This window comes from Lacinutrix neustonica, from assembly GCF_026625145.1.
Taxonomy (GTDB): domain Bacteria; phylum Bacteroidota; class Bacteroidia; order Flavobacteriales; family Flavobacteriaceae; genus Lacinutrix; species Lacinutrix neustonica.
The window spans coordinates 3,173,049-3,186,776 of record NZ_CP113088.1 but is presented as its reverse complement, the minus strand read 5'-3'; the positions used below and the strand labels follow the sequence as shown (position 1 = coordinate 3,186,776).

At 40.9% G+C, this 13,728-nt stretch carries 9 protein-coding genes and 2 pseudogenes; all 11 read right to left on the bottom strand.

Annotated features, from left to right (window positions below):
• Positions 1-5 precede the first annotated feature (5 nt).
• Positions 6-1,970 carry a heavy metal translocating P-type ATPase gene (locus N7U66_RS17260; protein ID WP_267676256.1) on the bottom strand — a complete coding sequence of 655 codons (1,965 nt, stop codon included), beginning with the start codon at positions 1,968-1,970 and terminating at the stop codon, positions 6-8.
• Positions 1,971-2,002: 32 nt separating this feature from the next.
• Positions 2,003-2,545, bottom strand: coding sequence for a hypothetical protein (locus N7U66_RS17255; RefSeq protein ID WP_026775381.1), 543 nt, complete (start codon positions 2,543-2,545; stop codon positions 2,003-2,005).
• Between the two features lie 169 nt (positions 2,546-2,714).
• On the bottom strand, positions 2,715-2,981 hold the full coding sequence (locus tag N7U66_RS17250) for a hypothetical protein (protein ID WP_267676255.1): 267 nt from the start codon (positions 2,979-2,981) through the stop codon (positions 2,715-2,717).
• Between the two features lie 24 nt (positions 2,982-3,005).
• Positions 3,006-3,365, bottom strand: coding sequence for a SpoIIAA family protein (locus tag N7U66_RS17245; RefSeq protein ID WP_267676254.1), 360 nt, complete (start codon positions 3,363-3,365; stop codon positions 3,006-3,008).
• Between the two features lie 376 nt (positions 3,366-3,741).
• Positions 3,742-4,119 (bottom strand): Fur family transcriptional regulator, encoded by a 378-nt coding sequence (locus N7U66_RS17240; protein ID WP_267676253.1) that lies wholly within the window; start codon positions 4,117-4,119, stop codon positions 3,742-3,744.
• Between the two features lie 45 nt (positions 4,120-4,164).
• Positions 4,165-6,697: pseudogene (locus N7U66_RS17235) on the bottom strand (heavy metal translocating P-type ATPase).
• Positions 6,678-7,055, bottom strand: coding sequence for a SpoIIAA family protein (locus N7U66_RS17220; protein WP_267676249.1), 378 nt, complete (start codon positions 7,053-7,055; stop codon positions 6,678-6,680). Before N7U66_RS17220 ends, N7U66_RS17235 begins: the two are co-directional and overlap by 20 nt.
• A 44-nt stretch (positions 7,056-7,099) precedes the next feature.
• Positions 7,100-7,522, bottom strand: coding sequence for a Fur family transcriptional regulator (locus N7U66_RS17215; protein WP_267676248.1), 423 nt, complete (start codon positions 7,520-7,522; stop codon positions 7,100-7,102).
• Positions 7,523-7,537: 15 nt separating this feature from the next.
• On the bottom strand, positions 7,538-7,876 hold the full coding sequence (locus N7U66_RS17210) for a P-II family nitrogen regulator (RefSeq protein ID WP_267676247.1): 339 nt from the start codon (positions 7,874-7,876) through the stop codon (positions 7,538-7,540).
• 106 nt (positions 7,877-7,982) lie between these two features.
• Positions 7,983-9,242, bottom strand: a complete 1,260-nt coding sequence (locus N7U66_RS17205; RefSeq protein WP_267676246.1) for an efflux RND transporter periplasmic adaptor subunit — start codon at positions 9,240-9,242, stop codon at positions 7,983-7,985.
• An 18-nt stretch (positions 9,243-9,260) separates the two neighbouring features.
• Positions 9,261-13,666, bottom strand: a pseudogene (locus N7U66_RS17200) (CusA/CzcA family heavy metal efflux RND transporter).
• Positions 13,667-13,728: the final 62 nt, after the last annotated feature.

Genomic DNA, 13,728 nt, shown 5'->3' with positions numbered 1-13,728 from the left:
ATGCTTTAACTCCAAGTCATTCTTTGCAATCTAACCGCGTTCAATATGGCTAATAAAGCTACTCCGACATCTGCAAATACCGCTTCCCACATTGTCGCCGGACCGCCTGCTCCCAAAACAAGTACTACAGCTTTTACTCCAAAAGCAAGCGTAATATTTTGATATACAATACGTCCGGTTGAACGACCTATTTTAATAGCTTTTGCAATTTTGCTCGGTTGGTCTGTTTGGATAATGACATCTGCGGTTTCAATAGCCACATCACTACCTAAACCACCCATTGCAATACCTACATCACTTACTGCCAAAACTGGCGCATCGTTTATGCCATCGCCAATAAAAGCCACTTTATTATCGTTTTCGGACATCAGTTTTTCAACTTCGGCTAATTTATCTTCCGGCAACAATCCACCTTTTGCCCAATCTACACCCATTTCTTTTGCCACTTGTTGCGTAATTGAATCCTTATCGCCCGAAAGCATTATGATTTTTGAAATACCAGATTCCCGAATTTGTTTAATGGCTTCGTGTGCATCATCCTTTAACTCGTCTGCAATGATTACATAGCCTGCAAATTTGCCTTCAATGGAAACCATTACGATAGATTCTACAATGTTGTCGGTTTCAGATGGAACTTCGATATTGTTTGAAGTCATCAATGGTTTATTCCCAACCAATACGGTTTTGCCGTTTACAGTTCCCTTCAATCCCTTTCCTGCTATTTCACTTACTTCGGATGCTTGAAAATCTTCGCCATCGGCTTTATATTCCATAATTGCCTTGGCAATGGGATGAGTGGATTGTTCTTCCATCGCCATTAGGTATTTCATCATTTCGGCTTCGCTCAATGCCCCATTGTTTACAACAACATTTTTGATTTTAAATACCCCTTTGGTCACGGTTCCGGTTTTGTCCATTACAACCGTAGTTACCTTTGTCATTTCGTCCAAAAAGGAAGCTCCCTTAAAGAGAATTCCATTTTTTGAAGCTGCGCCCAATCCACCGAAATAACCCAACGGAATAGAGATAACCAATGCACAAGGACAGGAAATAACCAAGAAAATCAAGGCTCTATACAACCAATCGCTAAAGACATAATCGTCCACAAAAAAGTAGGGTATAAACGTCAATCCAATCGCAAGAAAGACAACGATTGGTGTATAGATTCTTGCGAACTTTCTAATGAACAATTCGGTTTTTGATTTCCGTGCGGTGGCGTTTTGCACCATATCGAGAATACGTGCAATGGAACTATCCTTAAATTCTTTGGTCGTTTCAATTTCAATAACGCCATCCGGATTGATGCTTCCTGCAAATACCTTTTCTCCTTTTGCAATGGTGTCAGGTTTGCTTTCGCCCGTTAATGCTGCGGTATTGAACGAGCCTTTTTCGGACAATAAAATACCATCCAAAGGAATTTTTTCGCCCACACGGACTTGCACTTTTTCGCCAATAGCAACGATTTCGGGATTTACAGAAACATAATTGTTGTTCCTATAGACCAAGGCTTCATTAGGTCTTACATCCAGTAATGCCTTGATGCTTCCCTTGGCTCTTTTAACGGCGGCACTTTGGAACAATTCGCCTACCGCATAAAACAACATTACTGCCACACCTTCGGGATATTCGCCAATGGCGAATGCACCTATGGTTGCGATGGACATCAATAAAAACTCGGTAAAGAAATCGCCATTTTTGATGCTGTTCCAACCTTCCTTTATCACAGGAAAACCTACTGGAAGATATGCGACTGCATACCGGACAATACGTATCCAATCTTTAAAAAAAGCTACGTCAAAATAATCCATCGCGATACCAATAATCAGCATTACAAAGCTGAAAATTGCTGGTACATAAATTTTAAATTTCCCTATACTTTCCGGACTGCTATGGTTGTGGCCAGCATTGCGCTTGTGATTATCGGATGAAGTTTTATTTAAATCTCTTAAATTCAATTTCTTTTTTTTCATTAATTCGATTATAATTTCATTTAAATTTATAGTTATTCCAATCTCAACACCATTTGGGCAAACTGCACCTCTATGGTATCATCGATACCCTCTATTAAGGAATCCAAACCAGTATTTGAAACCAATAATTGTCCGGTTGCGCTTATCAGGCAGGACATACTTACTCCTTGTTCTATATGGGTAATGGTTGCTTTAAATTGTGATTTAAAAGATTTTCCTTGATAAGTAACATCTATCAGCCAATTAAAGTTGATAGGGTCGTGCCGTTTTGATAAAAAATCCTGTGATGGAATAGTGCCCGTGAACCGAAGCATTAAAGGGTCTTCCCGCTGTTGTAAAGTGGCATTGATTTCAGGACTATCTGTTGATAAAGTCTTAAGGTCGAGTACACCATTAACCACTTTGGAATCATAATCAAGATATAAGGCCAATTTATGGCTTTCTGCCTTGATGGGTTTATCATCAACCAAAGTCATCATCATAATATGACCTTCTTCAGTTGTATAAATTTTTTGGGCGTTTGCCCTATAATAACAAACCAATAAGGTTATTAAAATACAATGTTTAACATTCATAATATCCATCTTTAATTGTATAATTAAAAAAAGCAGCTTCTACTTTTGCTTTTAATGCTATTAATCATTTTGCTTTAAAAAGCATCATAAAAGCTGCCTGCTATTAATTAAGTTTTCACTTAATTAATTTTAAATAAAAAATTTCACTCTTTCACATAACCAGTTACCGCTACTTATTATCTATATCCTTTTCTCTGTTACCTAAATAATACATCAGCGCAACACTAGCACCTAATAATCCAAACAGAATATTCTCAAAAATTTGATTCCCATTGATATTCAAAATTTCAATGAAATTATTTATTAAATATTGCCACCAATTGATTTCGTAATTACGGCTGCTAAACGTGAAAATTGTTATCCCCAAAGGTTGAAGGATAAAAACACCTATGGCAAACCCAATTAGTATGGTAATAAAAATATTCTTTTTATTCATCGTCTGTCTTTTATGGAAGTAAGCTTACTGGCTCTCAATCCAACTTTTGGCATCTTCCTTTTGGTCTATATTGAAATACTTAATTTCGGCGTTCGTAAAAGGCTTCATAAATTGGGTTATCCATTCCTGCCATTTTTTATCTCCTACCATTGCTATTTTTTCATAGTCCTTGGCGTGGGCCGTGTCCATTTTCAGGTCTTCCCATAAACCGGACAAGTCCCAACCCGTAAAATTGTCCATCTCAAAATACCAACGAACTTTCATCCCCTTGTCCAGTATGGCGTGGATAAGTGGGTGGATTTTTTCTATATCTTCTTTTCTCAATTTGCCTGAAGCTTTTGTAGCAATAGTATTTTTATTTGTTAATTCGATTATCCGTAACATTTTGTTTGGTTTTTAATTAATTATTATCCTTCTAAATCGTAAAACCATTCTCCAGCCATTACAACTGCTTTTTTGATGGTCTTTTCTTTTGAAAAGTTTTCTTTTTCGATTAAATGTCCATTCCTGCCTGTCCAGCTGCCGCGCCAATCACGGTATAGATTCCTCCGCCCACAATCGTGCCAACGCCATAAAAGGTAAGTCGAAGCGTACCCAAGGTTTTTTTTAGTTCTGCCATTATATTTTTTAAGTTAAAGAAGGCGGAAGAAACCTGAACCTGACCATTGGGCGCAAGGGTTCAGAGTTCGGAACTCCCACCTGTTATTTTTGCCTACATTTTTCACATATTCCTTTCAATACCAGGTTCACATCGTTCACTTCATAATCGTCTCGGCAAGCTCTCTTCCGATATTTTATTTGGTAAGCAGATTGTTTTCCTACAATCGGTACAATGAAAGTGCATATGTAAATCTGTACCGTATTTACCTTTGGCGTTTTCATCAGAAATCGCATATTTTGCGACTCCGACCCCATCATTAATCTGATGAATCAGCCCTTTATCCTCGAAAATCTTGAGGTTTCGATAAAAGGTCGTTCTGTTTGCTGTTTTATTGGTTTTGCTCTTTTGAACAAAGGCCTTTTTCAAATCGGAAAAGGACACGGCACTTTGTTTCCTTTTTAGGAACTTGTATATCTGCGACCTCATTTTAGTAGGTCGAATCCCTTTAGCCAATAATGTTTTTTCCGTCTTTGTCATTTAATATTCTTTCAAAAAACCAGGTTCTTCTATGTCCCAATTTTTCTAATCTTTTTTATAAGCCAAAAGGCGCAGAGCATTGGCCACGACTACCAAGGTAGACCCCTCGTGAAACGCAACGGCAACCCCTATATTTGCCCAACTCAAAATGGTAGCTGGTATCAGAAGTGCCACAACCCCAAGGCTTACCCAAAGGTTCTGCTTGATTATGGCCTTTGCTTTCCTACTTAAGCCAATGGCAAAAGGCAGGGTTTCCAACTTATCGGCCATTAGGGCAACATCCGCCGTTTCCAAGGCCACATCGCTTCCAGCCGCTCCCATTGCTATGCCCACGGTACTGTTTGCCATCGCGGGCGCATCGTTTACACCATCTCCCACCATTGCCACCTTGGATTCCTTTTCCTTTAATTCTTTTATGGCATCCACTTTTTCCTCCGGCAACAGGCTTCCCCAAGCATCGGTCAATCCAATTTCTTTAGCAACGGCGTCGGCAACCTTTTGATTATCCCCGGTTAGCATTATCATCCGCTTGATACCGATTTCCTTTAATTTTTTCAGTGTTTCCTTGGCCGCTTCCCGTGGGGTGTCCATCAGGGCGATGATACCGATATATTCTTTGTTCCTTCTTATAAGCATCGTCGTGTTTCCGCCGCTTTCAAGTTCTTTTACTTTATTCGATATTTCTTCGGATGGTTTTGCTTCATCGAGGTCTTCGTACAAGTCAAGGTTTCCAATATAGATTTTATCCTTGCCCAAGGACGCTTTGATACCTTTTCCGAGAACCGCTTCCAAATCTGACGCATCGTTAATATCAGTCCCTTTCAGACGCTCTTTCCCATCCCTTACGACAGCTTTGGCCAAAGGGTGGTCGCTCAATTTTTCAACAGCAACAGCTATCTTTAACAGTTCATTTTCTTCAATATCCCCTAATGGTACTACTTCGGTAAGTTTGGGCTTGCCTTCTGTAAGCGTGCCCGTTTTATCAAAAGCCAAAGCCGTAATGACACCTAAATCCTCAAGTGGTCGCCCACCTTTGATAAGCACGCCACCACGTGCTGCCCTTGCCACACCGCTCAATACGGCACTTGGTGTTGAAATGGCCAGTGCACAGGGACTAGCGGCTACCAATACCGCCATTGCACGGTAAAAACTGGCACTAAACGGTTCATCAATGACCGGAAAGGCAAAGAGCAGGATACCAACCAGTATCAGTACGGATGGTACAAAGTATCTTTCAAACTTATCGGTCAACAGTTGGGTAGGGGATTTACGGGTCTGAGCCTCGTTGACCAGTTTGACGAGTCGGGACAGCGTAGAGTCTTTGGCTTCTTTGATTACCTTTATTTCCGCAGTATTATTACCGTTGATAGTTCCAGCGAACACGCGATTTTCGTCCTTGATATCATCGTCTGCCGAATAGTCCCTGCTCGTATCTTCCACGGGAAGTTTGTCCACGGGTACACTTTCCCCCGTAATAGGTGCTTGGTTTACGCTGCTTTTTCCGTTGACCACAACACCATCGGCAGATATTTTACTGTTGGGCTTGACCACGATTATATCGCCAATGTCCAATTTTTCAATCCCGACTTCTTCTGTCTTGCCATCTTTTTTAAGCAAGGCTGTTTTTGGCGCAAGGTCTGCCAGTGCCGCAATGGACTTTCGGGCCTTTTCCATTGCATAATGTTCAAGGGCGTGCCCAAGACTAAACAGGAACAGCAACAAGGCACCTTCTGCCCATTCGCCCGCAGCAGCGGCACCAATGGCAGCGACTAGCATCAAGAAGTCGATTTCAAAACCACCTTTGGCCACGGTCTGTATGGCCTCTTTCGCCGTAAAGTACCCTCCAAAAAAGTAAGCACCAATGTATAAAGTAAGACTGACCCAATCGGGATGGATGCAACATAGGAAAGTCCGAAACCTATCCCGAGAAGTGCCCCACAGATAATAGAAAAAATAAGCTCCGTATTTTTACCGAAAATCCCACCGTGGGCGTGCCCTTCTCCTTCCTCGTGGGTCTCGCCCTCTTTGTGCTCGTGCCCCTCGGTGGAAGTTTGCTCTTTAGTATCTTCCTTCTTTGAACGCTGCTGTTTTTTTCTCGGATGCTTCGGTGTAATCATTTTCGTTTGAAGCACTCCGCTGAACCTGAAGGTCTTCCTTTTCAATTTGTTTGCTTATTTTATCAAAATTAGTTTGCTTTTTATCAAACTCAAGTCGTACCATTCCGAGAGGCCGAAACGGAAGCCTCCAAAACCCCATTGATTGCCAAAAGGCTTTTCTCGATGGAACGAGCTTGTCTTGTATGTCTGATTCCTTTAACCTCAATGAGCAAATGCCCGTATTTTTCGGTAATCTCGGCACCTGTCCGTTCGGCGAGGGATTGAATGCGGTCAATAGAAATGATATCGGGGTCATAATGAAAACAGAGCTGTGGCACATCATCTCCGTTTGCATCGGCAACGTGCACTTTTTCGATGCCCTCTTTAGCCTGTAGTTCTTGAATAAGCCTTTCAACACAAGTATCTTTTTCGTTTGGAACTTGCGGAAGAATAATTGGTAATCTAATTTGTGTTTTTTTCATCCTTATATGAGTTTTCTATCCATTTTTTAGCATTGTCTTTTTCTTCGGGATTGAAAAATTTGATATGAGCCTTGGAAAAAGGCAACAACATTTCTGTGAACTGCTCTTGCCATTTAACACTTCCTACTAATGCGACACGCTTTAAATGCGTTTCATTCGAAAGATTTAATTCAATTCCCTTCCAATATGCACTTGCCGTCCAGCCTTCAAAATTTTTCATTTCAATGTACCAGGAAACTTCCTGATATGCAGTTATATGTTCTGTTAAGACCGGTATCAAGTTTTCATAATCCTTGGCATCCAGCTTATTCTCTGCCACCATATATACAGTAGCCTCTTTTTTATAGATTGTTATCATTGCTCACTATTTTTAAATGATAATTGAATTTAAAAACCAAACGTTTAATGCAGATTGTCGCTGCATTTTTCGCAAATGCCCTTTACCACCAAGTTGATATCCTCGGTAATATAGCCATCAGGTAAGTTGATATGGGGGATTTTATGGTCTGTTAAACAGACCGTTTCATTACAATTGTTGCAATGAAAGTGTAAATGAAGGTCGTTGCCGACCTCGCACTCACAATTTTCTTCGCACAGGGCGTATTTTATAACTCCTGTCCCATCCTCGATTTGATGCACAATATCTTTTTCTTCAAACGCTTTCATAGTCCTAAATAGGGTACTTCTTTCACTGACCTTAAAATCTTTTTCCAAGTCGCCAAGGCTGATGGCCACATTCAACTCTGCCAACCGCTTAAAGGTCATAAGGCGCATAGCCGTAGGTCGTATTCCTTTGCTTTCTAAAAATTGAACTATTTTTTCCATTCGCAACAAAGTGTTCTATAGGTCGTACCGTTTTAAGGATTCTCCTGTTTTAATCTGAAAGGCATCCTCAATATTGCTTAAATAAATAATACCGTCAGCCGGCTCTTCCGTTCTTCCATTGGCTAAAATTATTTCTATGGCAGCTTGGGCTTCCTCATTTTGACAGACCAATTCCAGCTTAACTACAGGACTATCGGTAATACGAAAATCCAACGAAGGTCTTGCTCTTTTTGCCTTAAACGCCCCAGTGCCTTCTCCATGTGAAAGGGTCATACTTTCAAAGCCGTTATCTGTTAAGGCTTCTATAATTCTTTGTATCCTGTTCGGTTTTACAAATGCTTTTATTTCTTTCATAATTATTTATTTTTAATCGATTTTGAACCGAGCCTGTTCTTTAATTTTAACTAACTAATTAAGACGATAAACGGACTCGGAATCAAAACTTTTGATTGTTATTGGATTAATGCCCGTGTTCCAGTTCACCCTTGACCATTTCCGAAGAAAGGGTGTAGGCTCCAACTGTGACAACCCTAATATTTTTTGCCATTTCTGAAGGAATATTGATTTCCACAAAGCCAAGGTCATTGACGCCTGTACTTACGGGGATTCTTCTAAATTTCACCGTGTTTTCTTCGGTTTCCTCATCCTCATCCACAATGAAAATATAGGATTGTTCGCCTTCCTTGACAATGGCATCTTCTCGAACGGCATATCCTGATTTTTGTCCTTCCGCAATCCTGCCTTCAACATACATACCGGGAAGCAATTCGCCATTTTTATTATCTATATCGGCGTGCACGTGCAAGGCCTTAGGGTCTTCCTCAAAGGTTTTACCGATGGAATGTACTTCTGCGGTCAACAATTCATCGGGTTTAGAAGCTACCGTAAAGATTATTTTCTGTCCTTCCTTTACCTTTGGAATATCCTTTTCGTAAACTTTTAAGTCTAAATGAATTTTAGAATTATCGCTCACGGCGAACATCTTGGTCTGCGGTGCCACATAGTCCCCAAGACTTACCATTACCTCGTCTACGTAGCCCGATATTGGTGTAGTTATAGGTATTGCAGAGTAGATTTCTCCTTGTTCTACCTTGGATGCGTTAATCCCCAACAAACGTAGTTTTGACCTTAAACCGTTTACACTTGAGGTCGTGGAACGAAATTTTGATTGTGCCATTTGGAATTCCTTGCCTGAGGAAACACCTTTGTCGAACAATATCTTTTTTCGCTCAAAATCCTGCTTTAGGAATACGAGTTCGTCGTTTTTTTCCTGATATTCCTGCTGCATACTTATAATATCCGGATGTTCAAGATATGCAAGCACTTCACCCTTGCGTACTTTATCTCCTTCTATAACCTTAATGGACCTAACGTTACCACCCATAAATGGACTGATATTGGCCTTGTCCTGAGGAAAAAGTTCGAGTCTTCCTGTAACCTTGATATTGTTACCGAGATTACGTTTTTCCAACAATTTGGTCTTAAGACCAACGGTTTCGATTTGGTCGTTGGAAAGCATTACCACGCCTTCCTCGCCTTCTTCTTCATTATGACCGCCTTCTTCTTCTTCATTATGTTCACCGTGTGCATCTCCTTCACTTTCCATTTTTTCGGTAGTTGTGTTTTCTTCGTTATGTCCCAATTCTGAATCGGGCTTGTCATTGCAGCCAACCATAAAGAAGGTCATTAATGCTACAGTTACTATTGCTATATTTTTCATTTCTTATTCTTTTTTAGATTATAGGTTACCCAGTTGGTATTGCAACTCAATGAACTGCTGGTTATATTGATTTATAAACTGTATATGATTTTGTTTTATCCTGATGGCGCTGTTGAGTATTGTGATATAGTTCACATAATCAATTTCACCTTCCTTAGAAGCCAGTTCTGCCGTAGTAATTTGTTCCTCGGCCAAAAGCAATGCACCTTCCTGATAATAGTTAAGTGTTTTTTGGGTCTTTTCCAATGATTTTAATAGTTGGGAAACCCTACTTTCGGTCATTGCTTTTTGTTCGAGATATTGGTTCTCGGCAACCATAGCATCTGCCTTAGCAGCCTTTACCCTTGATTTCTGTGGAAAGAACCAAAGCGGTATACTAATACCGGCCTGATAGGTATTGAAACCCGACACATCATCCACAATCTGCCTGCCGTAGGTCAAGTTGAACTTGGGTAGGAACTGTGCTTTTTCTACACCGATATTGGCTTTGCTTACTTCCGCATTTTGCATAGCATATTGAAGCAAAGGATTATTGGCTGCGGAAGCCGAATCCAAATTGGCCAAAAAATCCATCGGTTCATAGAGCTGACCAACCGTTTCTATTTCTTGGTCAATGCCCAAATACTGCTTCAATGCCCTTTTTGCAATTTCAATGTCATCATAGGCTTGCTGTCGTAAAACCTGAATCTGTTGATATTCAGAAGAAGCGGCAATAAATTCCAGCTTGCCAGTTTCCCCTGTATCATAGCGCAACTCGGCAGCGGTCCTAAAGTTGGCATAAACACTATCTAACTGTTCCGCAAACCGCAATTGTGCCTTGTTATAATTGATACGGTCGTAAGCCTGCATCACATTGCGAATCAATTGCTGTTCGTTGACGGCGTAGAACTTTTCGCCCAGTTCGACCCGTTCTTTGTAGAACTTGGATTTTGAAAAACCGGAAAGCAAATCAATATTTCCCTGTTGTACCCCAATTGTGGTCTGTACACCGGGAAAGTCATTGCCGGCTTCTTCCTTCCCCGTAAATATCTGCGTATTCCCCAAATCGAAACTGGTGCCTTTCATCGCCTGTTCACGCTCAATAAAGGCTTGACTTTCCTTTAGGGAAGGGTAATTCTCCTTGGCCGGAGCGATGGCTTCTTCCAAAGTGAGTACCTGGCTCATCTCGGCCGTCCTGTGCATTTGCTGCATTTGGGGTTAAAAACCCTCCCAAACTCAATAACACAATAATAACCGTTGTGTTATTCTTGATGTAACTTGCGCCACCACCATTGTTTTTCTTTCCTTTTCGTGATTCCAACCAATAATACAGGACAGGAACGACGACTAATGTCAAGAAGGTAGCCGTTATAAGTCCACCGATTACTACTGTCGCCAAAGGACGTTGTACTTCCGCACCACCAGTAGGTAGAAACCGCCATTGGTATAAAGCCCATAATGGCTGCGGTAGCCGTCAGTAAAATTGGGCGTAAACGCTCGTGGGTTGCCTCGTATATTCGTTTTTTTAAGTCTGTCATTCCACTTTCTTTTAGTTCATTGAATTTGTTTATCAGTACCAATCCGTTTAAAACCGCAACTCCAAAGAGCACTATAAAACCTACTCCCGCAGAAATACTAAATGGCATTCCCCTTATCCAAAGTGCAAACACGCCACCAATGGCCGCCAATGGCACTGCCATATAAATCATTAAGGACTGCGAGAACGAACTCAAGGCAAAATAGAGCAATATGAATATTAGGAAAAGTGCAATAGGCACTACAATCATTAATCGGTCTGAAGCTCGTTGAAGGTTTTCGAACGAACCTCCATAGGTTACAAAATAACCAGGTGGCAATTTCACGTCCGTTTCCAATTTTTGCTGAATTTCCTCGACCATCGATTTTACATCGCGCCCACGAACATTGACCCCTACCGAAATACGACGAGAGGTATTGTCCCTTGAAATCTGCATTGGCCCGGGCTTATAGCTGATATCTGCCACTTCCTTTAAAGGCACTTGCGCTCCGTTTGGCAAATCGATATAAAGATTTTTAAGGCTGTTGATGTCTTGTCTAAATTCCTTTGCCAAACGAATGACCACATCGAACCGTTTTTCGCCTTCAAAAATCACACTTGCCTTTTCTCCTGCAAATGACGCACTCACATAATCGTTCAGCTTGTCAACGGTTACACCGTATTGTGCCATTTTTGCGCGGTTATACACCACTGTCATTTGTGGCAAACCACTTGTAGCCTCCACATTAAGGTCAGCAGCTCCAGGAACGGTTCTGATGACTGCTGCGATTTCCTGTACCTTGTCTGCCAACACGCCCAAATCTTCTCCGTACAGTTTGATTGCTACGTCCTCACGGACACCTGTAAGCAATTCATTAAAACGAAGTTCTACAGGTTGGGTAAACACAAAATTTACGCCGGGAACTACTGAAATTTTTTCTTGGATTTTTTCTATGAGTTCTTCCTTACTATCTGCAGAAGTCCATTTGCTCTTATCTTTTTCAAGAATAATGTAACTATCGGCAATGTCCATTGGCATTGGGTCTGTTGGTATTTCAGCAACACCAATCCTTGAAACTACCGTTTTTACTTCCGGAAATTCATTGATTAAATTTTGAAGTTTTTTTGAAGCCTCAATGGATTCGGTAAGACTGCTCCCCGGTTTTATCAAAGCCTGAAACGCAATATCGCCCTCATCAAATTTAGGTATGAATTCGCCACCCATATTGCTGAAAATAAACCCTGCAATTAGTAATAGAGCAACTGCGCCAATCACGACACCAGCCCGAAAGCGCAGTGCGAAATTGAGCAAAGGAAGGTAAGCTCGATTTAGGCCCGCCATTATTTTATCACTGAACCTATCTATCTTGTTTTCAAATTTTGCAAACCAACTATTCTGATTTTTAGTAGGTTTAAGGAACATTGCAGAAATCATTGGGACGTAAGTAAGACAAAGGATAATTGCTCCTAAAACGGCAAATCCAAAAGTAAACGCCATTGGACGGAACATTTTTCCTTCTACACCCGTCAAAAATAGAATTGGTGTAAATACAATAAGGATAATAAGTTGTCCGAAAAACGCCGAATTCATCATCGTACTGGCAGATTCATAAGCAATTTCGTCCATTTCAGCCTGCTCGATGACCTTAGTTGATTTTTTCATCCGTTGATGAATGTGAAACACCATTCCTTCTACAATGATTACTGCACCATCTACGATGATTCCAAAGTCGATTGCACCCAATGACATTAGGTTAGCCCATACACCGAATTGTTTCATCAAAATAAATGCGAAGAGCAATGATAAAGGGATTACCGAAGCGGTAATCAAGCCACCACGGAAACTTCCCAAAAGCAAGACCAAAACAAAAATCACAATGAGGGAACCTTCTATGAGGTTTTTTTCAACGGTGCTTGTGGTTCTTCCTATCAATTCACTTCGGCTTAAAAATGTATCTATATAAACGCCTTCGGGTAGGGATTTTTGTATTTCTACAATGCGCTTCTCCACATTTTCGACTACGTTGCCTGGGCTTTCGCCTTTCAGCATTAAAATTTGTCCACCAACAGTTTCGTGTCCATCTTGGGTAAACGCACCATAACGCACTTGATTACCATAGCCTACTTTTTCGGCGACATCCCGTATTAAAACAGGGCTTCCGTTTTGTGTGGTTACAACCGTATTTTCCAAATCGGCGATACTTCGTGCCAATCCTTCGCCACGGATAAAATTGGCTTGGTGGTTTTTTTCGATATAAGCACCACCAGTATTGGCATTGTTCACCTTAAGGGCTTCAAAGACCTGATTCATTGTAATACCGAAACTTTTCAGCTTATTAGGGTTTATGGCAACTTCATACTGCTTTACATAACCACCAAAAGCATTTACCTCTACGACTCCAGGTACTAATGCCATTTGACGTTTTACAATCCAATCCTGAATGGTACGAAGCTCCATAGCATCGTATTTATCTTCGTAGCCCTCTTTTAATTTTAAGGTGTATTGGTAGATTTCGCCCGCACCTGTTGTTATGGGTGCCATAAATGGCGTGCCGAAGCCTTCGGGGATTTCTCCAGCAACTTCGGTTAATTTCTCTTGTACCAATTGCCGGGGAAGATAAGTGCCTGCCTCATCCTTAAAGACAATTGTAACTACGGACAGCCCAAAACGGGATACTGAACGCAGTTCGATAACGTCAGGAAGATTGGCCATTGCCAATTCTACGGGATAGGTAACAAATTGCTCAATATCTTCTGTCCCCAAATTTGGGGCCACGGTTATTACCTGCACTTGGTTGTTTGTTATGTCGGGTACAGAACCCAAGTTTATAGTGGCCATAGACCAAATGCCCGTACCAACCAATGTCACTATAAATAAGCCAATAATAAATTTATTATTAATGGAAAATGAAATGATTTTGTTAATCATAGAAAATGTATTAATTCAGTTTAAAACTTACGTTGCGAATAGGTGCAACGCATTTATATAGC